Raw genomic sequence first — 23319 nt, 5'->3', positions numbered from 1 at the left:
ATAGTTTAGAAGTTATCCGATTACTTGCGGTGATTTTAATCACTTTTACACACACCAAAAATGATTTTCATACAGGTATACCACAATTTTTGTTTCAAGAACTCCCGTTACTTGGAACGATACTACTCTCTTTAATCTCAGGTTTTTTATATTATAAGGTATCTAAAAACAAAAACAATCTTCTTAGACATAAAGTAAAAACACTTCTCATTCCTTATCTTGTTGCGAATGTACTTATACTTGGTTTGGTACTCCTTGCATATTTCGTATTCCATCAAAACTATCTCCAACGATTAACTTTTGATTCAACTCTATTTACAGAAGGCATATTAGCTTTGCATTCCCCTCCTATTAATCCACCAACCTATTTTATACGAGATCTATTTATTGTATTTGTCTGCATTGAAATAATCAAAAACCGAAATATTTACCTATTCATTGGCTTTCTTCTGCTATGCTTGTTTGGAAAACCTTTTTTGAGATTAGATATTCCTCTATTATTCCTCATAGGACTAGGAATAGCCCATTTTTCAAGTTTCATTGATCACTATAGAACAAAAATACTTTTAACCCTTTTAAGCATATCTCTCTGTATTTGGATATTTCAACCATCAGCTATTGAGATACTTAAATTTCCTATTTCTTTATTTATTTTCATTTACATGATTAATAGAAACTTCACATTTTACAATGTCGGAGCTTATACCTATTTATTACACTTATACCATGTTCCTTTTATTGTTGTTTCATATCCGCTATTGAATAGAATTGTACAGCATGCATTTTGTAATGTAGGCTATCAAATTATTATAAGCCTTGCCTTAACCTATATTCTCTTTATGATTACTAGAAAATATAAATCACTTCGCTTTATTTGCGGAGGAAAATAAAACTACTACTCCAAAATAGAAGCAATTAACTTTTTCGTATAAGCGGTTTGAGGATTAGCATACAAAGCATCTGCTTCTCCTTTTTCTTCGATTTGTCCTTTATTCATCACCATGACTTGGTCTGACATATACTTGACCACAGCCAAATCGTGTGAAATAAAGATATAAGTAAATTGATATTGTTCTTTTAGTTCGTTCAACAAGTTGAGCACTTGGGCTTGAACGGAAATATCCAAGGCAGAGACCGATTCGTCACAGATGATTAACTTGGGGTGAACAGCTATTGTGCGTGCAATTCCAATACGCTGACGTTGTCCTCCAGAAAATTCATGTGGATAACGATCGAAGGCTTCTTCTGTTAGGCCTACCTGTTGTAAAAGCTGAAGTACTTTTTGTTTTTTCTCCTTTTTATTGCCAAATAGTCCATGTACAATCATGGGTTCCATGATGGCCTGCCCCACGGTTAATTTGGGATTTAAGGACGAGAAAGGATCCTGAAAAATAATTTGAATATCTTTTCGCAAAGCTCGTAGTGCCTTGCCTTTCAGTTTGGTAATATCGGTCCCCTGATAAAAAATAGCGCCTGATGAAGCAGGGTCTAATTGCAAGATTGCATTGCCTAAGGTGGATTTTCCACAGCCACTTTCCCCTACTAAACCCAAGGTTTCTCCTTCATATACCTCAAAGTGAATCTGATCTAAGGCGCGAAAAGTCTTCTTGCCCCATAAGCCTATGGTAGAAACATAATCCTTTGCGACCTCTTTCACCACTAAAAGCGGAGGGTTCACATATAACTTGGCCTGTCTTACTTGTCTTTCCTCTGGGGAAATAACCGCCGTAGGTACTTGATTATCGACAAAATCTTGAATGGTTGGCAAACGCTCTAATCGAACTTTACTAGAAGGGCGTGCTGCCAAAAGGGCTTGGGTATAACGCTCTTGCGGTTGATTAAAAACAAGGGAGGTAGGGCCTTTTTCAACCACTTGTCCGCGATACATCACCATGACCTCATCCGCTATGCTCGAAACCAATCCCAAATCGTGCGAAATGAAAATCATTCCCATTTGCGTTTCGGCTTGTAGCGCTTTCAACAAGTGAATAATCTCTTTTTGAACGGTTACATCCAAGGCTGTTGTTGGTTCATCTGCAATCAATAGCGTAGGTTTACACGCAATAGCCATCGCGATAACGACCCGTTGTTTTTGTCCTCCAGATAATTCATGAGGATATTTGCGATAGGCTTCTTCTGGAAAGGGCAACTTTACTTGTTCAAATAGCTCAATCACGCGATTCTTTAGTGCTTTCCCCTTTAAAGTAGTGTGCAGTACAAGCATTTCTTCTACTTGAACTCCACAACGCATGGAAGGATTTAGCGCACTCATGGGTTCTTGAAAGATCATGGCAATCTTATTGCCTCGTACTTGACGGTATTCCTCTTCAGTATACTTTGTCAGGTCGGTACCTTCGAAACAAATCTCTCCTTCTATTTTGCTCTTATCCTGAGGAAGTAAACGCATCAATGCCAAGGAACTCACCGACTTACCCGATCCAGATTCTCCAACAATACCCAAAATTTGATTGGCGTGAAGTTCAAAAGAAACTCCTTGTACGATAGCCTTCCACTCTTTGTTCTGTTCAAAGCTAACTTGAAGATTTTCAACGGTAAGTAACGGTTTTTGTACTGACATAAATAGGTTGTAAAGTGTCTTGAAACAAAAATAAGCTATTTAATTGTGATTTAATGGGGAGTTTTGGGTGATTACATCCTTTCCTTCCAATTAAATCACAATTTAAAAAAACAAATTTCTGTCATACTAGGCAACATTTACATGATCATACTCCTTCACTAACGTAACGATTGTCGGTGTTTGTTGTTTAAAATTAGCAAATACTGGACATGCTAATTTCACTGCATCCATCCATTCTTTCAACACAATGATGGAAGCTGTTGATGTAGGTTTGACAATCACGTCAATTTTTTTAAACACTGCAGCGTCCAACTGTTTTTGTTGCAAAGCTTCGTCTATCACACCACTTACTTCAATTTGAATCGATTTCAAATCCAAATTTAAGGTTGAACCCAATAAATTCCCAATAGCGTGGATGCTTCCCGCTAATTTAGCTAAGATCAATTCTTCCGAATCGACTTGGGCTGCTTGCCCTAATTCTTTACCGTCTTTTACGGTGAATGAGAAGTTTGCTGTTTTGATGGCTAGCTGACTTTCTCTCACTGAAAAGCCCAATACTTTTACTACTTTTTTACTCATTTTGCTTTTTTTGTTTTTTACATTTTGTTTCTACACGACACTTTACCTCATAAAAAAAGTCCTTTTGGTCGTCGTACGTTACCAAAAGGACTTGAAATATTACACTTAATCATTTTTAATTTAAAAAACGCTAGGATTTTTGCTTCAGTTCTGGTAACAAGCGAATAGGCGAATGTTTAATAAACATCCACATATAACATGTTGGGTTCGATAAATACTGTATTTGCTGTCTCATTGCGTATGATTAAAAAAATAAAAGCCCCTGTTTACAAACAGAGGCTTTATGTATATCTTATTATTATTTACGATTTAAAATAACAATCCTAATCCACTCACCTCTTGCGTTGAACACCACATTGATTTATAAAAATTAGGTCGAATTGTTAACATCGTATTTTTTCTTCTGTTTTTTACTTCGTACAAAGCTAAAAATTATTTTTTTATAAAAAGCAAGTTTTCCAATATTTTTAACTCTTTTTTTTAGACCGATTGGATTTCATCTTCTTCTAAGCTATCTTCCCCTCTTAAGCGCAGGAAGATTTGCGCTACGGTTACAACATCTTTTTCACAATAACGCGCAATGCGCTCCACATCGCCTTCCTGATAGTACACCCGCGCCACATCCCCTCCACTAATATCGTCTTTTGGAGAGGGAATACCCAGAATATGCGCCAACAATTTTAGCGAAGTATAATGCTTATAATCGCCAAATTTCCACAACTCCATCGTGTCCAAATGCGGTACCTCCCAGGGTTTTTTTCCAATTAAATTAAGCTTTGAAGGTACCTTAAGGCGATGAATAATCATCCGACGAGCCATGTAGGGAAAATCAAATTCTTTGGCATTATGCCCACACAATAGATGTTCCCCTCGATTAAAGTGATTGGCCAATAAATTAGAGAAATTGCGCAAAATATCCACTTCATCTCCTACATAAGAGGTTGTTCGAAATTGACGGTCCCCCTTTTTATAGGTAAAAAAGCCTACAGAAATACAGACAATTTTACCAAATTCTGCCCATATCCCCGCATGAGCATAGAATTCCTCTGCAGGAATTTCTCCCTTGCGTTGATAGCGTGTTTTCTCTTCATATAACACTTGTACGTCCTCGTTCAACAACTTAAACTCTTGTTCTTGAGGTACCGTTTCTATATCTAAAAATAAGATATGCGATAAGTCAATTCGGTCTAACATCGTTATTTTTTTCGTTGCGCTAACATAGCATAAGCTTCATCAATATAGGTGTATAGGTCGTTACTATGTGGATCAGATTCTGTCTGTAGTCCTTTAATATGTCCCAGACGTACAATAATCACGTTGTCTTTTGGCGACACGATGGTAAATTGCCCTAAGTGTCCACGCATATAAAAGAAATCTTGCCCTTTGTAATTTTTTAACCACCAACCATAGCCGTATTCTGGACTAGATTCAAATCGTGGCTTGATGGATTTTGCAACAAAAGAGCTATCGATAATCTGTTCCCCCTGCCATTTACCAAAATCTTTATACAACTTGCCAAAACGCGCAAAATCTCGAGCTCCACTGGTAAAACAACAATAGGATTTTTCAATTCCATCACCTTTATGATCAATTTGCCACAAAGCATCATGATCAGCCCCCATGGGTTTCCAGAAATAGTCCGAAACATAAGCAGACAGTGTTTTTCCCGTTGCCTTTTCGAGAACCATTGCCAACAACTGCGTATCACCACTCTTGTAAATGAATTCTTTTCCCGGTTGGTCTTTGATTTCCAAGCCCAACATTACACTTCTCAAATCTTTATCAAAATACGCTTGTGTAACCACAGAAAAGGCACTGTAATAGCCTTCATCCCAATCCAACCCAGAAGCCATGGAAGATAAATCTCCTACAGTTACCTCATCCTTATATTTGCCCTTGAGTTCGGGAAGATACTGGATTACTTTATCATCTAAGCTCTTTATTTCTCCTCTTTGCAAGGCCTTTCCCAAAGCGGCTGATACTACACTCTTTGCCATAGAAAATGAATTGGTCTTACTATTTTCCGAATAACCATCGTAATAACTTTCATGCCAAATGCTATCATTCTCAATAATTAAAAAAGCAATACTCTGTAATTCTTTGTGCGTTTCAGCTAAAGCAGCAGTTGGTTCTACTGTATTGTAATCCTTAGCGAGAGGCCAAGGCTGTGCTTTTCCCGTTGGAATTTCACGCGTCGGAAAATAGTGGTAATCATCTAAGAAGGCTGTTTTATAGCCATTAAAATAAATGGTGCGAACGGCAGTAAATAAGTAATCTACCTTAAACACGTAAGCTAAAATAACAATACCTATAATTGTAATAGCTAGCCCTTTCAGGAATTTCCATAGTATTTTCATAACCTTTTGTTCTTGTTGGTCCTTAAATTTACCATTTTTTTTCCTTGTTTGATGGATTTGCCCCGCATTCTTATAAAATCGATAAAATAGCGAGGGATTGCAAAAAGCCTTTTATCTTTGCATCATGATTATCCAAATTTAAATTCGCTTCTTATATGCACTTTATATCGAAAGAACTGGAAGATTACGCCGCTAATCACAGTGAAAATGAACCAGAATTGTTAGCGCAACTTGACAAAGAAACCCATCAAAAGGTTTTACAGCCTAGAATGTTAAGTGGGCATTTTCAGGGACGCTTTTTGAGTATGATTTCAAAATTAGTTCGTCCAACTCACATCTTAGAGATTGGAACTTTTACTGGATATGCTACTTTGAGTTTGGCAGAAGGATTACAAGTTGACGGAACTTTAGACACCATTGATGTCAATGAAGAATTATACGATTTTCAGCGCAAGTATTTTGATTTATCCCCCTATGGCAAGCAAATCACACAACACATAGGAAGCGCGTTAGACATCATTCCTGAACTAGACAAGAAGTACGATTTAGTTTTTATTGATGCGGATAAGAAAAACTACAGCAATTACTTTGAATTAGTCATTCACAAGATGAATCCTGGAGGCATTATCTTATCTGATAATGTCTTGTGGTCGGGAAAAGTGATTGAAGAGATCAAAGCCAATGACAAAAGCACTATTGCATTAGATCAATACAATAAACTTTTAAAAGAGGATCCACGAGTGGAAACTATTTTACTGCCTATACGCGATGGATTAACTGTTTCGCGAGTTCGATAAAAAAAGGGATTTGGCTTAGCCAAATCCCTTTTTTACTATATTAATTTATCGCTATATTTTCTTTCAATCCACAAGAAGATTTGGTAGAATAACGTTCCTGACAACAAGCCAAAACAATAACCTACTAAAATATCAAATGGAAAATGCATGGTTAAATAGATTCTACTATAGGCAAAGATTAAGGGAAACAAAAACACCAAGTAGGCATACTTGTAATAGCGTCTCAATACCATAAACATAAACAACATAGTTGCCGTAGAATTCGAAGCATGGCCTGAGAAGAAACTCAAACTCGGACTGCATTTTACAATGCGAATCAACGCCTGGATGTCTTCTGTATTACAAGGCCTTGGACGCGCTACGGTATATTTGACTAAATTCGTCATCTGATCCGTAAAGGCAACTAAACCCGCTAATACTAAAACAATAACGCCTAGCTTTTTTATTGACACTTTTTTATAGGTCAAATAGACTAACAGCAAGAAAAAAGGAGTCCAGTTTAATTGTTTGGTAATAAACAACCAAAAAAAATCATACGTTTCACTGCCTAATCCATTAAAAAAAACAAGTAATTCTTTATCTAATTGTATCAGTTGATCGACCATTAATTTTTCCTTTTTATTGGACCTGTAATATTTTCAATATCCTCTTTTTGCTTTTCGATTTCTTGCTGAATATCCTTGATTGGATTGATATTAGCATCAATATCTAAAGCCTCTTCAATATCTTTTTTTATACCAGATTCCTCTGCACTTTTATTGATTTCACTTTTTATATCGTTGGTTGCATTTTTTATCTGCGCCATAAATTTACCAAAGGCCCTAGCCATTTCTGGCACTTTATCAGAACCAAAAAGCATTAATATGATCAATATGATAAAAAACAGTTCTCCTCCTCCTATTCCAAACATAACTTTATTTTTAGTTAAGATACAAAACTACAAAGTTTATTATTTTTTAGTTGCTTTCTCTTGATTTAAATTTGCTTGATTGACTGTTAAAGTATCTTGCTGAGGCTCTTCCTTCAGTTTATCGCCCAATAAATCTAAAAACTCCAAGGCCAAAACACCTGTTCGAGAAGAAATCTTATCCCTTTCCGTAATACTAGCATTTAAATAACCTGACATAATATCATCATCTGAAACAAAATACGCAAACCCAGTGACGTAATCTTTGGGAATACTATAATCTTTGATCAGGACATATTCGTCCATAACATTGAGAAACTTGTCTTTTCTCATTTCTTGTTTTTCGTACTTCAATGCTTTTTTCAACATCGCCGTTCGTCCACTAATCCAGTTGACGATAGCACTAACAGGAATAATTCCCGATCCTGAGGTAGCAGTATACAAACGCCTTTCTGCGGGGGTATAACGCCTAGCACCTTCAGGAACTAGCCCCAAGGAAGAAGAGGAGATATGAGTAATGACAATTTCGTTCAACTGTCGATTGAGATCATTTGGTTCAAGGGGAATTAAAATCATATCTCGTTTAAGGTCAATATCATCTAGTACATAGCGATAACCGATAAATAAGGGCCCGGAGAACATCAGGGTGTCATTTTCCTGTGCTTGAATGGAAAAATACCCACCATGTTCTGTTACCAAGGCGTCTCCCGTATTGATGTTAGACACATATATCCCCTTCAGGTCTTTGCTTCGAGATACAATTTTCCCTTGCAACTTCACTCGATCCTGCGCAAATACCCCAATTCCAACAATCAACAACAAAAAGGTTAAAACTAATTTCATCTATTAATATATTAATGAAGTCCGTAAAAATATCTTATAAATATAGAAAGCAAAATTTTAATCGTGTAAAGTTATGTTAAATATAAAATCCAGTAACAAGAAACAACTTTTTTCATTTGACGAATAAAGTCTATTTTTGTTACTTCTTAACAAGACCATTATGAAAAACATCATTATAGCAAGTACTTCAACCCTACACAATCAAGGTTATTTGGAGTATTTACTCCCGACCTTATCCAATCATTTTAAAGCAGGATCAACCCTTATCTTTATTCCTTATGCCCGTCCTAGTGGTATAAGTCACGATGATTACACTGCTAAAGTACGCGAAGCATTTGAATCACTCAACATTGAAGTAAAAGGCATTCACGAATTTGAAAACCCAAAAGAAGCCATTCAATCGGCGGATGGCATTTTTACAGGAGGCGGAAATACCTTTTTATTAGTCAAGCAATTGTATGCGCATGATTTAATTCCAACCATTATAGCAGCAGTCAATCAAGGCACACCTTATTTAGGATGTAGTGCAGGAAGCAATATTTGTGGTTTAACCATGGAAACAACGAATGACATGCCGATTACGTATCCGCCTTCATTCAAGACGTTCGGATTTGTACCCTTTAATATCAATCCTCATTATTTAGATCCAATCGATGGTTCTACACACATGGGAGAAACAAGAGAGACGAGAATTAATGAGTTTCATACAATCAATTCACAACCTGTTATCGGGCTTAGAGAAGGAAGCTGGTTGAAAGTCACGGGCCATCGCATTATTTTAGAAGGCATGCTCACTGCGCGTGTTTTTGAACAAGACAAAGCGGCTTATGAAGTTGAACCGAATACAGATGTAAGTACGTTAAAATAAAAAAGCCTGCATCAGCAGGCTTTTTCTTTTGGAGCGGAAGACGAGGCTCGAACTCGCGACAACCAGCTTGGAAGGCTGGAGCTCTACCAACTGAGCTACTTCCGCAGGTGATGATCTTTTAAAACTTTCATCTAGTTTTTGGAGCGGAAGACGAGGCTCGAACTCGCGACAACCAGCTTGGAAGGCTGGAGCTCTACCAACTGAGCTACTTCCGCAGGTGATGATCTTTGAAAACTTTCATCTAGTTTTGGAGCGGAAGACGAGGCTCGAACTCGCGACAACCAGCTTGGAAGGCTGGAGCTCTACCAACTGAGCTACTTCCGCAGGCGATGATCTTTGAAAACTTTCATCTAGTTTTTGGAGCGGAAGACGAGGCTCGAACTCGCGACAACCAGCTTGGAAGGCTGGAGCTCTACCAACTGAGCTACTTCCGCAGGCGATGATCTTTGAAAACTTTCATCAAGTTTTGGAGCGGAAGACGAGGCTCGAACTCGCGACAACCAGCTTGGAAGGCTGGAGCTCTACCAACTGAGCTACTTCCGCAATTGTGGATGCAAATATAAGGCATTTTTCAAATTCTATGCAAGAAATAAAAAGATATTTTTTATCACTTCGCTTCATTTCCTTTTCTTCTTACAGAATATCAACAAGATATCCCTTCGAAAAAATAAAAAAACGCAATCTTTTTTATAAAACTAAACGCAATCCTTCTAACTTTCAAGTACGCTTTTCTCTTCTATCGCGTTTCAAGACGCTGTGAATTATACATCAACGCAGGATAAAAATATTTTTCCCCCAAGCACACACCTTGTTCTACTGTGAGAAATTCTCCCTCCTATTCTCCTGAAATAAACAGCAGCATGTAGTGCCCCTATACGCTAAATTTTGCTGACGAATGGCGTTCAAATAAAGCCTTTGAACAAAACCTCTAATTAGAATAACACAAAAAAATCTTTCTATTAAAAGAACAAACACTTCTAATAAGTTTCAAAAACTAAATATTTCTTGCTTTATTCAAACTAAAATTTGCCAAATAAAAATTTATTTTCTAATCCCTACTATCCTTTTAACAATGAAATCGCATGTTATTTAGACGTCATCCACATAATTTAAGAGAACTTTAAGTTTGTTTGGTTCGGAAAGAACAAAACTAACCCTATCTTTGCAGGGTATAATTATTATTAAGATTTATTTCCATAATGCAATACGATCAAAGATTAGTCGATTTGTTTCAAGACTTCTGTGCACATCATGAAGTAGTCTATCATTTCTCGCCTCTTACGGCTCAGATTTACACCTACATTATGTTCAATAACAACAGAGACGGAGTAACATTTGACGAACTTGTTGAACGATTAAACGCCAGTAAAAGTTCTGTATCAACGAGTTTAAATTTACTAATCAGCAACAATCAAATCGAACATTTCAATAAAATTGATGAGCGGAAGCGATTCTTCCGTTTAAATTCCAACTTTATTACAACGCGATTAGAGTTGATTAGAAACATGTTAGACAGAGAATCCGCTTTAACCTTAAAGCTAAAAGGTTATGTAGATGAAGGATTGGTCAATTCCAACAACTGTCAAGCGAAGATGAAACTCTATATTGACCATTTAGAGAATAGTAAAGTTATGTTAGCAAACACAATAGAAAAATTAAAAAGTACAAACCAGTAATTTATATATGAAACGTTATTTGCATACTATCGTTCTTGGCTCTCTTTCATCATTAGCCGTAATCTCATGCGGAAAGAAAGAGCAAGCACAAGGAGGGCAAGGTCCAATGCCATACAAAGTTGTTCAAGTTCCAACACAAGATGTTGTGGGTCATACTTCATACCCCACTACTCTACAAGGTAAAGTTACGAGTAGCGTTCGCGCAAAAATAACGGGATACATTCAAGAGGTGTATGTGGATGAAGGAGCAACTGTAAAAAAAGGGCAACCTTTATTCCGCTTGGAAACCAACATTTTATCACAAAATGCAGATGCCAGTAAAGCAGCGATTAGAACTGCTGAGGCTCAAGTAAATGTAGCACAAGTGAATGTTGACAAATTAGTTCCGCTCGTTCAAAAGGGAATTGTGAGCAACATCCAATTGGAAACAGCAAAAGCAAATTTAGCAAGTGCACAAAGTCAATTAGCATCAGCAAGAGCCAACTACAACAGTGTAGTGGCCAATATTGATTTCTCTATTGTAAGAAGTCCAATAGATGGTATTGTAGGAGCGATTGCTTTCCGTGAAGGAGCGTTAATTTCGCCAAGTGATCCGACGCCATTAACGACAGTTTCTGACGATAGTGAAGTATTTGCTTATTTCTCAATGAACGAGAAAGAATACTTCAATTTCTTAGAAAAGATTGAAGGAAATAGCATGAAGGAAAAATTAGCGAGTTTACCAGAGGTAAAATTACTTCTAGCTAATGGTACAACATATCAATATGCTGGAAAAATCGAAACCATCAGTGGACAAATTAACACCGCTACAGGTACCGTACAAGTACGTGCGGCATTCCCGAACAAGGATAGAATCTTAAGCACAGGAAACAGTGGTACTTTATTACTTCCACAAACGTACAAAGACGTGATGGTTATTCCAGAATCAGCTACTTTCGAACAACAAGGTCAAGTGTATGTGTACAAAGTAGAAAATGACACCGTGAAATCTACCGCTATTGAAGTGATTGATCGTGTGAACAAATTAGCAGTTGTAAAATCAGGATTGGAAAAAGGGCAAACGATCGTAGGTGCAGGATTAGGTACATTACGCAATGGTTCGGCAATTACACCAACACCAACTTCAATTGAGGAGATTAACAACTACAAATCAACATTCTAAACTATGTTAAAGACATTTATTGAAAGACCTGTTCTATCGACAGTTATTTCTATCCTAATAGTAATCTTAGGGGTGTTGGGATTAACCGCACTTCCTGTGACGCAATATCCTGATATTGCGCCTGCAACGGTACAGATTAACGCCAGTTATCCTGGAGCGAATGCTGAGACTGTAATGCAGAGTGTTATCATTCCGATTGAAGAACAAGTAAACGGGGTTGAAAACATGGATTACATTACTTCTACTGCCAGTAACGATGGTAGTGCGAGTATTCAAGTAATCTTTAAACAAGGGGTTGACCCGGATATTGCAGCAGTAAACGTACAGAACCGTGTGGCTCGTGCTACACCGCTTTTACCGGCAGAGGTAACGCGTTCAGGAGTAACGACACAAAAGCAACAAACCAGTGCGTTGATGTTCCTTTCGTTCTACTCTGAAAATCCGAACTACGATGCGATTTACATTCAAAACTACATGAATATTAACGTTATTCCTGAGTTGAAACGTGTAAGTGGGGTTGGGGATGCGCAGGCCTTTGGTTCTCGTAACTACTCGATGCGTATTTGGATTGAACCGTCAAAAATGAAAGCCTATGGCCTAGTTCCTTCGGATGTTGTTCGCGTTTTAAACGAACAGAGTTTGGAGGCTGCTGCGGGACAATTGGGTGAAAACAATGCGGAAGCATTCCAATATGTAATCAAATACAGCGGTAAATACAAAACACAAGAACAATATGAAAATATTGTAGTGAAATCATTAGCAAACGGACAAGTTTTATTACTAAAAGACGTTGCTAAAATCGAACTTGGTGCGATGTCTTACGTAGGAAACTCGGAATTAGATGGACACCCAGCGGTTGCCATGGCGATTTACCAAACGCCAGGATCAAACGCGCAAGAAATTAACAAGCACTTACATACTGAATTAGAATCACTATCGAAAAACTTCCCTGAAGGAATTCACTACAAAGTGTTGATGGATACCAACGAATTCTTGGATGCGTCAATTAGCAAAGTAGTTACTACCTTAATTGAAGCCTTTATCTTAGTATTCTTCGTGGTATACATCTTCTTACAGGATTTTAGATCGACGTTAATTCCGTTGATTGCAGTACCTGTGTCGATTATCGGTACGTTCTTCTTCTTGAATGCTTTTGGGTTCTCGTTGAACTTACTAACCTTATTTGCCCTCGTACTCGCCATTGGGATTGTGGTGGATGACGCCATCGTTGTGGTGGAGGCCGTCCACGCCAAGATGGAAGCTACAGGTGAAGATGCACTAGAAGCGAGTAAAAGCACGATGGATGAAATCTCTGGTGCGATTATCTCGATTACCCTAGTAATGGCGGCGGTATTTATTCCAGTAACGTTTATTAGTGGTCCTACAGGAGTATTCTATAAACAATTTGGTATTACCCTGATTATTGCGATTTTAATTTCAGCTGTAAATGCCTTGACATTAAGCCCGGCTTTATGTGCGGTATTCTTAAAACACCACGAAATTGACAACGGTAAGAAGAAAAACTTACTTCAACGTTTCTTTAGAGCGTTCAACATTGCTTTCAACAGCCTTACTGAACGTTACGGAAATTCATTCAAATTATTATTGAAACACAAATGGTTAACCTTTGTTGTTTTGATTGCATGTTTAGGAATTACATACTACTCAGCTAAAACGATGCCTACTGGATTCGTACCCAACGAAGACCGTGGATTTATCATGGGGAATATTGAATTACCAGCAGGTGCTTCTCAAGACCGTGTGGTAGCTATTCAGAGAGAATTCTCTAAAATTGTAGAGCAAATTCCCGGTGTTGATGGGGTAACTGTAGTATCGGGATTCTCTTTCATCAACGGTCAAGGATCAAACTACGGTATGGCGATGATTAAGTTGAAAGACTTCAAAGAAAGAAAAGCACCAGAATTAGCTACTGACGTAGTAATTGGAAAATTATTCGGTTTAGCAGCAACGCAATTCCAAGATGCAAGAATGATTTTCTTCCAACCACCAAGTATCCCTGGTTTCGGTATGTCTTCTGGTTTTGAGTTAAAATTACTAGATAAAACAGGAGGTTCATTGACCGATTTTGATCAAAAGTCAAAAGAGTACTTAGGTGCTTTAATGCAACGTCCAGAAATCATGTATGCGCAATCGTCATTTAACACGAACTACGCGCAGTATGAATTAGATTTAAATGTAGCTAGAGCTAAAGAATCAGGTGTTTTAGTTAGTGATATTTTCTCTGCTTTACAAGGATATATTGGAGGTATTTACGCGGCAGACTTTACGCGTTTTGGTAAACAGTTCCGTGTCATGGTACAATCATTACCTGAATACCGTTCAGATGTAAATAGCTTGAATGAGATTTATGTAAGAACAGGATCAGGAGAAATGGCACCCATTACACAGTTTGTTAATTTAACGAAAGTATACGGACCACAATCGATCAACCGTTACAACTTATTTACGTCTTCAAATATTACAGGAGCACCAAAACCGGGCTTCAGTTCTGGGGATGCAATTAAAGCGGTTCAAGAAGTGGCACAAGAAAACTTATCTTCAGGTTATGGTATTGACTTTACGGGATTATCTCGTGAGGAAATTAGTGCAGGTAACCAAACGGTATTAATTTTCTTCTTGTGTGTGGTATTCGTTTACTTCTTATTATCTGCACAATACGAAAGTTACATGTTGCCATTTGCGGTAATTTTATCTTTACCAACGGGTATTATGGGAGCTTTCCTTGCACAAAAAATTGCAGGATTAGAAAACAACATTTACTTCCAGATTGCCCTGGTCATGCTCGTTGGGCTACTCGCGAAGAATGCCATTTTGATTGTGGAGTTCGCCGTTCAACGTAGAAGACATGGTGAATCAATTGTAGAATCAGCTATTAACGGTGCTAAAGCGCGTTTAAGACCGATTCTAATGACCTCATTTGCCTTTATCTTGGGATTAATGCCATTGGTATTTGCAGGTGGAGTTGGTTATATCGGAAACCGTTCAATTGGTACAGGTGCAGCCTTTGGTTTATTGATTGGTACTATCATTGGAGTATTTGTAATTCCCGTATTATATGCAATCTTCCAATATCTTCAAGAGAAAATTAAACCAATTAAATTTGAAGAAATTAAGTCTGAATAACATGAAAAAAACATATATATACAGAGCGATTCCTGTTGCAATATTAGGACTTACCATGCAATCTTGTATAGTTGCAAAAAAATATGATAGACCTGACGTTATTCAAGAGGAACAATATAGAGGTAGTAATACAGCAGACTCTCTTTCCATGGCAAGCTTGTCATGGAAGGAGTTATTCTCTGACCAAACCTTGATTCAGCACATTGAGACTGGTTTAGAAAACAATCTCGATATGTTGATTGCCATTGAAAATATCAATGCAGCTCATGCCTACATGCAACAAGGAAAATGGGGCTTCGCTCCTACCTTGAGTGTTGGTGGAAACTACACGCATAGCATCCAATCTAAAAATGGTCCACAAGGAATCTTAAGTGGCGACCAACGCATCAAAACAGATCTATACGATATTACAGGTCAGTTTTCTTGGGAATTGGACGTATGGGGCAAGCTTAGAAGTAACAAAAGAGCTTTTGTAGCGAGTTATTTACAAACTGTATCGGCTCAACAAGCAGTAAAAACACAGTTGATTTCAACTATTGCTACTACTTATTTTCAACTCGTTGCTTTAGATAGACAAAAAGAAGTTACTGAACTTACCATTGCCAACAGAAAAAACAGTGTGGAGACAATTCAAGCATTGAAAGAATCTGGACAAGTGGATGAGATTGCAGTGAAACAAACACAAGCACAATTGTACAATGCGCAAGCATTGTTAGTTGACTTGAACAACAACATCAAAATCACAGAAAATACATTCAGCATTTTACTAGGACAAACTCCTGGTGAAATCAAAAGAGAGAAACTAAATGACCAACGAGTAAATGCAAATTTAGGGATCGGAGTTCCTATGCAATTATTGGCGAATCGTCCTGACGTAAGAGCAGCAGAATTCGGTTTAGTCAACGCTTTTGAAATGACGAATGTAGCAAGAGCAAACTTTTATCCTTCTTTGCGTTTAACTGCAAATGGTGGACTTCAAAGTCTTGATTTTGATGAATTGTTTAATACAAACTCTTTATTTGCTAATTTAATTGGCGGTTTAACTCAACCCCTATTAAACGGAAGACAAATTAGAACACAACACCAAGTGGCTCAATCGAAAAAAGAGCAGGCGTATTTAGGATATAAAAAAGCGATCCTAGATGCTTCTAAAGAAGTTTCTGATGCATTATACACCTATGAAAGTGCTTCTACTAAGTTAGATTTAAAGAAAAAAGAATACGAAGCGTATCAGTTGGCTACAACCTATTCGGAAGAACTATTAGTTCAAGGAATGGCGACTTATTTGGATGTATTAACAGCTAGAGAAAGTGCGTTGGCAGCTGAATTAAGCTACATCAATACAGAGTTGACTCAACTTACAACTTTAGTGCAGTTGTATCGCTCTTTAGGTGGTGGATTAGAATAAAAACACTTCAACATTATCCATAGTTAAGAATAGCAGTGAGCGAAAGTTTACTGCTATTTTTTTTTGGGATGATGAAGTCGTGAAGTTGCCTCTCACAAAGTACAAATCGTAGCGTAGCGTAGATTCATCGAATACGAAAATAAAATAGTAACCAATGAGATAAACCTCACAAAGAGCAAACCTCACAAAATATAAACCAATTTTCTTATCTTTGATTCATGCGCATCTTTCCCTTTCTTTTCCCCCGTTATACTTGGCACAAGCCCAAACAAGACAAAGTTATTTACTTAACCTTTGACGACGGGCCTATACCTGAAGTGACAGAATGGGTATTGGATATGTTAAGGCAACATCAGGTAAAAGCTACTTTTTTTTGTATTGGAGACAATATTAGCAAACACCCTGTGATATTTCAACGGATTCTTGCAGAACAGCATCAAATAGGGAATCATACTTTCCATCACCTCAAGGGATGGAAAACTGAAATCAGGGATTATATCGCTGATGTAGAACAGTGTCAACAAGAAATTGTCAAACACGCTAAAGCTACCACTTCGTTATTTCGTCCTCCTTATGGAAAAATAACAAAGAAACAGGCTAATTATATTCTAGATAAAGGATATGAAATAATCATGTGGTCTATCCTCACCAAAGACTATAGTTCAACTATCAGTCCTGAGCGATGTTTAGCGCGCACTATTAGACAACTTGTACCAGGAAGTATAATCGTCTTTCACGATAGCTTAAAAGCAGAAAAGAATATGAAATACACACTTCCTTTACTTATTGAATACCTAAAAAAGGAAGGTTATTTCTTTGCTACATTATAGTGTTTTAGTCACGCTGAGTAGCGCTTCTGTTTCCATACTTCCACTTTGCCTCCAAATCATGGCCCCCTTTTTGTACAATAGCATCGTAGGAACTTGCTTAATTCGCAAAGCATCGATTAACTCTTGATTTTTTGCCACATCAATTTTAACGATACGCAATTGATCCCCCATAGCAGCTGCCACTTCATAGATTACAGCGTCCATAGCTGTACATGCTTCATTCCATTGGGCATAAAAATACACCAAAACAGGCACTTCTGCTGTTACTAAATCTCCATATTTTGACATAAACCTCTCCGTTACTAGTTTTACTTGTTCTTTAACAACCTATTCTTACAAAAATATTATATTTTATCAAAATAAACTATTTTTTCTTTCGCAATTCGATAACCGTTATCTCGGGCCAAATTCCTGTTCGTCCTTGGTAAGCGTGATAACCAAATCCTCGATTAACATAAATCATTTTTCCCATCTTTTCATATAGTCCTGCCCATTGCTTGTAGACATATTGAATTGGACTCCATTTAATAAAACCTGGGATTTCGATTCCAAACTGACTGCCATGCGTATGTCCTGATAAAGTCAATTGAAAGTTTTTCGGATGCTCCCATACTTTAGCTTCCCAATGCGAAGGATCATGTGTCAATAACACTTTAAAATCATCAGCTTGCACGCCTTTTGTTGCTTGATCCAGGTCTCCATACTTCATGAAATGAGCGCGTTCACCCCAATTTTCAACTCCAACAAGAACCAGACTATCCTCTCCCTTTCGCAAGCGTACATTTTCATTGCGCAATAAAGTAAATCCAATTGCGGGACTCAAAGTACAAATCGCCTTAAAGTTGCGCTCGCGTTCTTCATCTGTGTCCCATTGGATGTATTCTCCATAATCGTGATTACCTAAAATAGAGTAATTCCCAAAAGGATGTTGTTCTATTTTTTGAAAAACATCTAGCCAAGGCGTCATCTCACTAGCTAAGCTATTTACTAAATCACCTGTAAACAACAATACATCCGACTGTTGCTGATTCACTAAATCAATGGCGTATTCTAATTTCTCGCGATTGTCAAAACTCCCTGAATGAATATCCGAAAGCTGGGTAATCGTAAAGCCATCAAAAGCCTCGGGCAAATCGTCAAACGTCAAGATGTGCTTGTGTACTTGAAATTTATAGCGTCCGATTGTAATTCCGTGTAAGACAGAAATAAAAGGAAGGGCTGCTATTCCAAAAGCCAACTGTGTGATGAACTTTCTTCGCTCTGGAAGAAACCTATCCTTCTTGCTTATTTTTTCTCTTCTAAAATAGTGTACGATACCACGCAATACACGCACGACATCTTCTAGTAACAACAACACTGTGATTAGTACTTTAGGCAAATACACTAAAACAATCAAGGCAGCGGCTAACATGGACTGGTGATTTTGTCCCGATGCGCGATCAAAACGAGAGAATCCGTAGGCAATATAGGCTACAATCAGCGCGGAACAAATAAAGTATAATAATCGAAAAAACTTATGATGGGTCAATTGCTTTACCGCTTGATAGGTATAAAATTCAACCAACAGTAAAACAGGTAATAAGAATGCTAAATTCAACATAGTAAAAGCTATAAGTAACAAAGTTAGTTTTTTGTCTAACGTATCAAAATATCTTTAACAAAGATTAATAGCCTTGCTGAAAAAATGGAGATTTTGTCTGTTTTACATCCAAAAAAAGAGGCCGTCTAAAAAACAACTCCTTAAACAAAAATAAAACAGCCTAAAACTAAAATGCATTCTAAATGCGTTAAATCTTAATTGAAATCAGAAAAACCGTTTTTATATAAAAAGTAAGAGGATGACCTTTTGGGACACCCTCTTTTACTAACTGATAATAAACGAATTTACTTTTTAAATTAAGGTCTAGGTTCTCCTCTCACAGGAACACCGTTAAATAGGGCTTTGAAACGCTTGGTCACATCCGTTCTTCTCACCATATCGATCTCTACTTTATATTCCGTAGCTGATGTTTTTGTAATTCTAATTTCACCGTAATCAATATCCGTATCTAGTGCACCTGTTCCTTTGTTTAAGATTTTGAAGGATTTGCCTACTTCATCTGCTCCTGGCCTTCCTGGTCCTTGGCTTGCATTGCGGATATAACGCCCTTCTTTTAAAATATCTTCATCGGCTTGAGCAGCAGCTACAGTAAATTGTACGTCCAATTGATCATTTGATAAGTACAAGTAATACGCAACCGTATGCCCTACCTCATCTCCAACGAAGTTCATATTTGTCATGACTTTTAATTCTTCATCAACAGGTGCTTCTGACTCATCTTTTGTACGAACCTCTTCACTCACGATTACCGTTGCTCCTGTTGCAGACAATCCAGCAGCAAAAATGACATAATCTGTATTAGCATGTGCCACTTTTGGTTTCAAGTTACTCGGTTGATTTAGATTCATAATGTTTGAACCTTCTTCTAGCACTTCTTCAGCTGTTACTTCTCTTCCTTCCACTGTACTTTTCTCTACGACCATATAGCGCGCTTTTACTGCTCCTACTGGAGTTAATGTAAACATAACACGTTCATGCGTAGCATCAATATTAGTCAAAGTAATACTTACATCAACTTTTTTCTGTGTTTTGAACTCAATTCCTCTCGCATTAAAAGTTGCTATATCCTCTGCATTTAATGCAACCGCGTACAAGACGTATTCTGTATCCGGATCTAATCCTTCCGCCGTTTGTTCTGCTACAAGATTATCTACCGCTATCCCCTGTTCTTGAACAAGTTCTGCTGTTGCTTCAACTCCTTTTTCTTGAATTAAATAGTATACTTTCTTCGCATTTTCTGCTGCTAACTTAAATGTAACCGATTCTTCTCCTACCGAAACAATCTCTACTTTTAACGTAGCCGCCGCTACTGAATCATCAGGTCCTTCCTCCTCTTCTCCGTCTTCTGGTATAGGATTTTCTTTATCGTCTTTTTTAAGGTAATTGTGATCGTCACTTGAACAAGCTGCGGTTGTTAGTAATCCCGAAGCCGCTAGAGCTAAAACTCCTAATTTAAGGTGAATTTTTTTCATAAATTTATCTTTTTTATTAATAAACAACTCACAAGTCTATTAATAATTATTTAATAAAACCAATTTTAAATCAACAAAATAACTCAACAACCTAAAAAAATACACACAAATCACTAAAAAAAATAAACCAACCCCATACTACATCTCCTTGTATTTAACGGAAAAATCCATTCATTCACCTTGTAGCACTACACGCTTAGCAAAACAAAATCACTATCTTTGAATTTCATTCAGTATTAAATTAAACCATCATTCAATGGCTCAACAAAAACGTCTTTTTTTACTAGACGCTTATGCTTTAATCTTTAGAGGATATTACGCGCTTATTAAAAACCCTAGGATCAATTCAAAAGGATTAGATACCTCTGCGGTTTTAGGGTTTATGAATTCACTTTTAGATGTCATCAAAAGAGAAAATCCCGATCACTTAGCTGTTGCTTTTGACAATGGAGGGAGTAAGGATCGCTTAGCTATCTTCCCCGAATACAAAGCCAACCGAGATGCAACACCTGAAGCGATTAAAATTGCAGTGCCTTACATCAAAGCGATTTTGAAAGCCATGCATATTCCCATTATTGAAGTTTCTGGTTTTGAGGCTGATGATTTAATTGGAACCATCTCTAAACAAGCAGAAAAAGAAGATTTCATGGTGTATATGGTTACACCTGATAAAGATTACGCACAGCTTGTTTCAGATAATATCGTCATGTACCGCCCTGCTCGAATGGGCAATGGGATTGAAATCTGGGATGTTGAAAAAGTAAAAGAAAAATTTGAAGTAGATCATCCAGAGCAAGTAATTGACTTTTTGGGTATGATGGGAGATGCGGTAGACAATATACCAGGATTACCCGGTGTTGGTGAAAAGACAGCAAAAAAATTCATCAAAGAATACGGATCTATGGAAAACCTTTTAGCTCATACTCATGAATTAAAGGGGAAAATGAAAGAAAATATAGAAGCCAATAAAGAAAAAGGGTTGCTTTCTAAAAAATTAGCGACGATTATCTTAGATTGTCCTGTAACCTTTCATGCAGATAGCTACATCTTAGAACAACCTGATGTTGAAAAAACAGATGCGCTATTCGTTGAGTTAGAATTTAGGAGAATGAAGGAGCAATTTGACAGAATTTTCTCTTCTGCACCTCAGAATACGGCAACGACCACTAACCTACCTATACAAGTGGCAAATCAAGAGGAACAATTTTCTCTATTTGACACCGCAGAGGGCAATGGCACACAGTCACCATACCAAACCTTAGAGACGACACAACACGTCTATCAACTGGTACAATCTCCGATGGCTATTCGCTTATTAGCTCAGCAGTTAATGCAACAAACCAGTGTTTGTTTTGACACAGAAACCACTGGTTTAGATCCTTTAACAGCAGAATTAGTGGGTATTGCATTTTCTTTTGACAAGGGAACGGCCTTTTACGTACCACTTTCAGAAAATAAAATTGAAGTCTTAGAAACGCTAGAACACTTCAAGCCTTTCTTTGAATCAACGAGTATTGAAAAGATTGGGCAAAACTTAAAATACGACATTAAGGTTTTAAAACAATACGATATCCAGGTCAACCACCCGTTGTTTGACACGATGATTGCGCACTATTTGATTAATCCAGATATGCGTCACAACATGGATGTCTTAGCAGAGACCTATTTAAACTATACCCCTCAACCCATTGAGTCCTTAATTGGCAAAAAAGGCAAAAATCAAAAGTCCATGCGCGAGGTCGAGGTTGAACAAACCAAAGAATACGCAGGAGAAGATGCGGATGTAACATTCCAACTAAAACAGGTATTCTTACCTCAGCTAGAAGCCACTCAGACGGCGCAATTATTCCGCGATATTGAAATTCCCTTAGTTTCAGTATTAGCAGATATGGAGAATGAAGGGATTCGCCTAGACGTCGAGTTTTTACACACTTTATCAACTACCTTAGATAGCGATATCAAGCAATTAGAGCAGGCGATTTACGAAACTGCAGGCGAAACATTTAACCTAGCCTCTCCTAAACAATTGGGTGACATACTCTTCGAAAAATTGCAGATTGGCGGTTCAAAACCTAAGAAAACAAAGACAGGGCAATACGCTACAGGTGAAGAAATTTTAAGTGATTTAGCTGCAAAAAATCCTATTGTACAAGATATTTTGAACTGGCGTCAGTTGATTAAGTTACAAAATACCTATGTGGATGCTTTGCCCAAGCAGATTAACCCTGTTACCAATCGCGTACACACAGAATACATGCAAGCTGTAGCAGCAACGGGACGTTTGAGTTCAAACAATCCAAACCTACAAAACATCCCAATTCGAACAGAACGCGGGCGTTTGGTACGAAAAGCGTTTGTTGCACGTGATGAAAATTACGTGTTAATGGCAGCGGATTACTCTCAGATTGAGTTGCGTATTATTGCAGCCTTAAGTCAAGAACCGAATATGATCGAATCCTTTAAAAAAGGGGAAGACATTCACCGCTCAACAGCGGCACGTGTATTCAACGTTCCATTAGAAGAGGTAACCAAAGAACAGCGAAGTCACGCCAAAACGGTAAACTTCGGTATTATCTATGGGGTTTCTGCCTTTGGCTTGAGTAATCAAACAAATTTATCACGTGCTGAAAGTAAAGAATTGATTGACGCCTATTATGAAACTTACCCAAAACTCAAGGATTATATCGCTCAGCAAATCGAATTTGCTCGAGAAAACGGATATGTACAAACAATCTTAGGTCGAAGACGCTACCTAAAAGACATCCACTCGCAGAATGCAGTGGTGCGCAGTGCGGCAGAACGAAACGCAGTAAATGCACCAATCCAAGGAAGTGCTGCCGATATTATTAAAATTGCCATGATTGCTATTCACCAACGACTAGTCAATGAGCAATGGAAATCTAAAATGTTGCTACAAGTACACGATGAGTTGGTGTTTGATGCACACAAAGAAGAATTAGATGCCTTGCAGTCTATGGTCAAGAAAGAAATGGAAAGTGCTTTCACCTTGGAGGTTCCTTTAGTTGTTGACCTCGGAATTGGAGAAAATTGGTTAATTGCACATTAACACTTAGGATACCATATTAATTTATGTAAAT

The 23319-nt window shown here is 37.6% G+C and carries 19 protein-coding genes and 5 tRNA genes; 9 read left to right on the top strand and 15 right to left on the bottom strand.

Translation table 11 applies throughout. The features are described 5' to 3' along the window. Positions 1-662 precede the first annotated feature (662 nt). The gene (locus FBR08_RS08185) at positions 663-890 is read left to right on the top strand and encodes a hypothetical protein (RefSeq protein ID WP_158962280.1); all 228 of its coding nucleotides are present in this window, start codon (positions 663-665) and stop codon (positions 888-890) included. Between the two features lie 5 nt (positions 891-895). On the opposite strand, the gene FBR08_RS08180 is transcribed toward FBR08_RS08185, so the two are convergent. From FBR08_RS08180 to FBR08_RS08165, 4 genes are all read right to left on the bottom strand, one after another. Then, positions 896-2578 carry an ABC transporter ATP-binding protein gene (locus FBR08_RS08180; protein WP_158962279.1) on the bottom strand — a complete coding sequence of 561 codons (1683 nt, stop codon included), beginning with the start codon at positions 2576-2578 and terminating at the stop codon, positions 896-898. A gap of 126 nt (positions 2579-2704) precedes the next feature. Continuing rightward, positions 2705-3157, bottom strand: coding sequence for an OsmC family protein (locus tag FBR08_RS08175; RefSeq protein ID WP_158962278.1), 453 nt, complete (start codon positions 3155-3157; stop codon positions 2705-2707). Between the two features lie 480 nt (positions 3158-3637). Next, positions 3638-4351: a 3'-5' exonuclease gene (locus FBR08_RS08170; protein ID WP_158962277.1), complete on the bottom strand. Its 714-nt coding sequence runs from the start codon at positions 4349-4351 to the stop codon at positions 3638-3640. Positions 4352-4353: 2 nt separating this feature from the next. Further along, on the bottom strand, positions 4354-5514 hold the full coding sequence (locus FBR08_RS08165; RefSeq protein ID WP_158962276.1) for a serine hydrolase domain-containing protein: 1161 nt from the start codon (positions 5512-5514) through the stop codon (positions 4354-4356). Between the two features lie 155 nt (positions 5515-5669). Here FBR08_RS08165 and FBR08_RS08160 point away from each other — a divergent pair, with 155 nt between their 5' ends. Beyond that, entirely contained in the window at positions 5670-6311 is a 642-nt protein-coding gene (locus FBR08_RS08160; protein ID WP_158962275.1) for an O-methyltransferase, read from the top strand. Between the two features lie 35 nt (positions 6312-6346). Here FBR08_RS08160 and FBR08_RS08155 read toward each other — a convergent pair whose 3' ends face one another. Genes FBR08_RS08155 through FBR08_RS08145 form a run of 3 tightly spaced genes read right to left on the bottom strand, consistent with a single transcriptional unit; the run spans position 6347 to position 8061 of the window. After that, positions 6347-6916, bottom strand: a complete 570-nt coding sequence (locus tag FBR08_RS08155) for a phosphatase PAP2 family protein (protein WP_158962274.1) — start codon at positions 6914-6916, stop codon at positions 6347-6349. Further along, complete coding sequence (locus FBR08_RS08150; protein WP_158962273.1) at positions 6916-7221, bottom strand: Sec-independent protein translocase subunit TatA/TatB; 306 nt, start codon at positions 7219-7221, stop codon at positions 6916-6918. Before FBR08_RS08150 ends, FBR08_RS08155 begins: the two co-directional genes overlap by 1 nt. 39 nt (positions 7222-7260) lie before the next feature. Continuing rightward, the gene (locus FBR08_RS08145; protein WP_158962272.1) at positions 7261-8061 is read right to left on the bottom strand and encodes a hypothetical protein; all 801 of its coding nucleotides are present in this window, start codon (positions 8059-8061) and stop codon (positions 7261-7263) included. A gap of 160 nt (positions 8062-8221) precedes the next feature. Between FBR08_RS08145 and pepE the strand changes: the two genes are divergently transcribed. After that, entirely contained in the window at positions 8222-8929 is a 708-nt protein-coding gene (gene pepE / locus FBR08_RS08140; protein ID WP_158962271.1) for a dipeptidase PepE, read from the top strand. A gap of 29 nt (positions 8930-8958) precedes the next feature. On the opposite strand, the gene FBR08_RS08135 is transcribed toward pepE, so the two are convergent. The 5 genes from FBR08_RS08135 to FBR08_RS08115 all read right to left on the bottom strand — a co-directional run bounded on the left by FBR08_RS08135 (position 8959) and on the right by FBR08_RS08115 (position 9472). Beyond that, positions 8959-9034: transfer RNA gene (locus FBR08_RS08135), tRNA-Gly, on the bottom strand. A 34-nt stretch (positions 9035-9068) separates the two neighbouring features. Next, positions 9069-9144: transfer RNA gene (locus FBR08_RS08130), tRNA-Gly, on the bottom strand. Between the two features lie 33 nt (positions 9145-9177). Continuing rightward, a tRNA-Gly gene (locus FBR08_RS08125) sits at positions 9178-9253 on the bottom strand. 34 nt (positions 9254-9287) lie between these two features. Next, positions 9288-9363: transfer RNA gene (locus FBR08_RS08120), tRNA-Gly, on the bottom strand. Between the two features lie 33 nt (positions 9364-9396). After that, a tRNA-Gly gene (locus FBR08_RS08115) sits at positions 9397-9472 on the bottom strand. A 656-nt stretch (positions 9473-10128) separates the two neighbouring features. Between FBR08_RS08115 and FBR08_RS08110 the strand changes: the two genes are divergently transcribed. The 5 genes from FBR08_RS08110 (at position 10129) to FBR08_RS08090 (ending at position 17149) form a co-directional block, all read left to right on the top strand. Next, positions 10129-10605, top strand: a complete 477-nt coding sequence (locus FBR08_RS08110; protein WP_158962270.1) for a GbsR/MarR family transcriptional regulator — start codon at positions 10129-10131, stop codon at positions 10603-10605. Positions 10606-10612: 7 nt separating this feature from the next. Beyond that, positions 10613-11767, top strand: a complete 1155-nt coding sequence (locus tag FBR08_RS08105; protein WP_158962269.1) for an efflux RND transporter periplasmic adaptor subunit — start codon at positions 10613-10615, stop codon at positions 11765-11767. Between the two features lie 3 nt (positions 11768-11770). After that, on the top strand, positions 11771-14911 hold the full coding sequence (locus FBR08_RS08100; RefSeq protein WP_158962268.1) for an efflux RND transporter permease subunit: 3141 nt from the start codon (positions 11771-11773) through the stop codon (positions 14909-14911). Between the two features lies 1 nt (position 14912). Continuing rightward, entirely contained in the window at positions 14913-16319 is a 1407-nt protein-coding gene (locus tag FBR08_RS08095; RefSeq protein WP_158962267.1) for an efflux transporter outer membrane subunit, read from the top strand. Between the two features lie 218 nt (positions 16320-16537). Continuing rightward, positions 16538-17149, top strand: a complete 612-nt coding sequence (locus tag FBR08_RS08090; RefSeq protein ID WP_158962266.1) for a polysaccharide deacetylase family protein — start codon at positions 16538-16540, stop codon at positions 17147-17149. Here the strand turns inward: FBR08_RS08090 and FBR08_RS08085 are convergent. The 3 genes from FBR08_RS08085 to FBR08_RS08075 all read right to left on the bottom strand — a co-directional run bounded on the left by FBR08_RS08085 (position 17144) and on the right by FBR08_RS08075 (position 20221). Then, a complete protein-coding gene (locus FBR08_RS08085; RefSeq protein WP_158962265.1) occupies positions 17144-17437 on the bottom strand; it encodes a thioredoxin family protein in 294 nt (97 codons plus the stop codon). The two genes, FBR08_RS08090 and FBR08_RS08085, sit on opposite strands and share 6 nt — an antisense overlap. Before the next feature lie 76 nt (positions 17438-17513). Then, positions 17514-18749, bottom strand: coding sequence for a metallophosphoesterase (locus FBR08_RS08080; RefSeq protein ID WP_158962264.1), 1236 nt, complete (start codon positions 18747-18749; stop codon positions 17514-17516). A gap of 296 nt (positions 18750-19045) precedes the next feature. After that, entirely contained in the window at positions 19046-20221 is a 1176-nt protein-coding gene (locus FBR08_RS08075; RefSeq protein ID WP_158962263.1) for a hypothetical protein, read from the bottom strand. 256 nt (positions 20222-20477) lie between these two features. Here FBR08_RS08075 and polA point away from each other — a divergent pair, with 256 nt between their 5' ends. Then, complete coding sequence (gene polA / locus FBR08_RS08070; protein WP_158962262.1) at positions 20478-23288, top strand: DNA polymerase I; 2811 nt, start codon at positions 20478-20480, stop codon at positions 23286-23288. Positions 23289-23319: the final 31 nt, after the last annotated feature.

Origin of the sequence: Myroides fluvii, assembly GCF_009792295.1 — a bacterium.
GTDB classification, from domain to species: Bacteria; Bacteroidota; Bacteroidia; order Flavobacteriales; family Flavobacteriaceae; genus Flavobacterium; species Flavobacterium fluvii_A.
This window is presented reverse-complemented; position numbering and strand designations above follow the sequence as displayed.

Bases quoted from the DNA above. Each gene is read 5' to 3' on its own strand.
- FBR08_RS08185 (WP_158962280.1), top strand. From the start codon at position 663: ATGATTAATAGAAACTTCACATTTTACAATGTCGGAGCTTATACCTAT.
- FBR08_RS08180 (WP_158962279.1), bottom strand. From the start codon at position 2,578: ATGTCAGTACAAAAACCGTTACTTACCGTTGAAAATCTTCAAGTTAGC.
- FBR08_RS08175 (WP_158962278.1), bottom strand. From the start codon at position 3,157: ATGAGTAAAAAAGTAGTAAAAGTATTGGGCTTTTCAGTGAGAGAAAGT.
- FBR08_RS08170 (WP_158962277.1), bottom strand. From the start codon at position 4,351: ATGTTAGACCGAATTGACTTATCGCATATCTTATTTTTAGATATAGAA.
- FBR08_RS08165 (WP_158962276.1), bottom strand. From the start codon at position 5,514: ATGAAAATACTATGGAAATTCCTGAAAGGGCTAGCTATTACAATTATA.
- FBR08_RS08160 (WP_158962275.1), top strand. From the start codon at position 5,670: ATGCACTTTATATCGAAAGAACTGGAAGATTACGCCGCTAATCACAGT.
- FBR08_RS08155 (WP_158962274.1), bottom strand. From the start codon at position 6,916: ATGGTCGATCAACTGATACAATTAGATAAAGAATTACTTGTTTTTTTT.
- FBR08_RS08150 (WP_158962273.1), bottom strand. From the start codon at position 7,221: ATGTTTGGAATAGGAGGAGGAGAACTGTTTTTTATCATATTGATCATA.
- FBR08_RS08145 (WP_158962272.1), bottom strand. From the start codon at position 8,061: ATGAAATTAGTTTTAACCTTTTTGTTGTTGATTGTTGGAATTGGGGTA.
- pepE (WP_158962271.1), top strand. From the start codon at position 8,222: ATGAAAAACATCATTATAGCAAGTACTTCAACCCTACACAATCAAGGT.
- FBR08_RS08110 (WP_158962270.1), top strand. From the start codon at position 10,129: ATGCAATACGATCAAAGATTAGTCGATTTGTTTCAAGACTTCTGTGCA.
- FBR08_RS08105 (WP_158962269.1), top strand. From the start codon at position 10,613: ATGAAACGTTATTTGCATACTATCGTTCTTGGCTCTCTTTCATCATTA.
- FBR08_RS08100 (WP_158962268.1), top strand. From the start codon at position 11,771: ATGTTAAAGACATTTATTGAAAGACCTGTTCTATCGACAGTTATTTCT.
- FBR08_RS08095 (WP_158962267.1), top strand. From the start codon at position 14,913: ATGAAAAAAACATATATATACAGAGCGATTCCTGTTGCAATATTAGGA.
- FBR08_RS08090 (WP_158962266.1), top strand. From the start codon at position 16,538: ATGCGCATCTTTCCCTTTCTTTTCCCCCGTTATACTTGGCACAAGCCC.
- FBR08_RS08085 (WP_158962265.1), bottom strand. From the start codon at position 17,437: ATGTCAAAATATGGAGATTTAGTAACAGCAGAAGTGCCTGTTTTGGTG.
- FBR08_RS08080 (WP_158962264.1), bottom strand. From the start codon at position 18,749: ATGTTGAATTTAGCATTCTTATTACCTGTTTTACTGTTGGTTGAATTT.
- FBR08_RS08075 (WP_158962263.1), bottom strand. From the start codon at position 20,221: ATGAAAAAAATTCACCTTAAATTAGGAGTTTTAGCTCTAGCGGCTTCG.
- polA (WP_158962262.1), top strand. From the start codon at position 20,478: ATGGCTCAACAAAAACGTCTTTTTTTACTAGACGCTTATGCTTTAATC.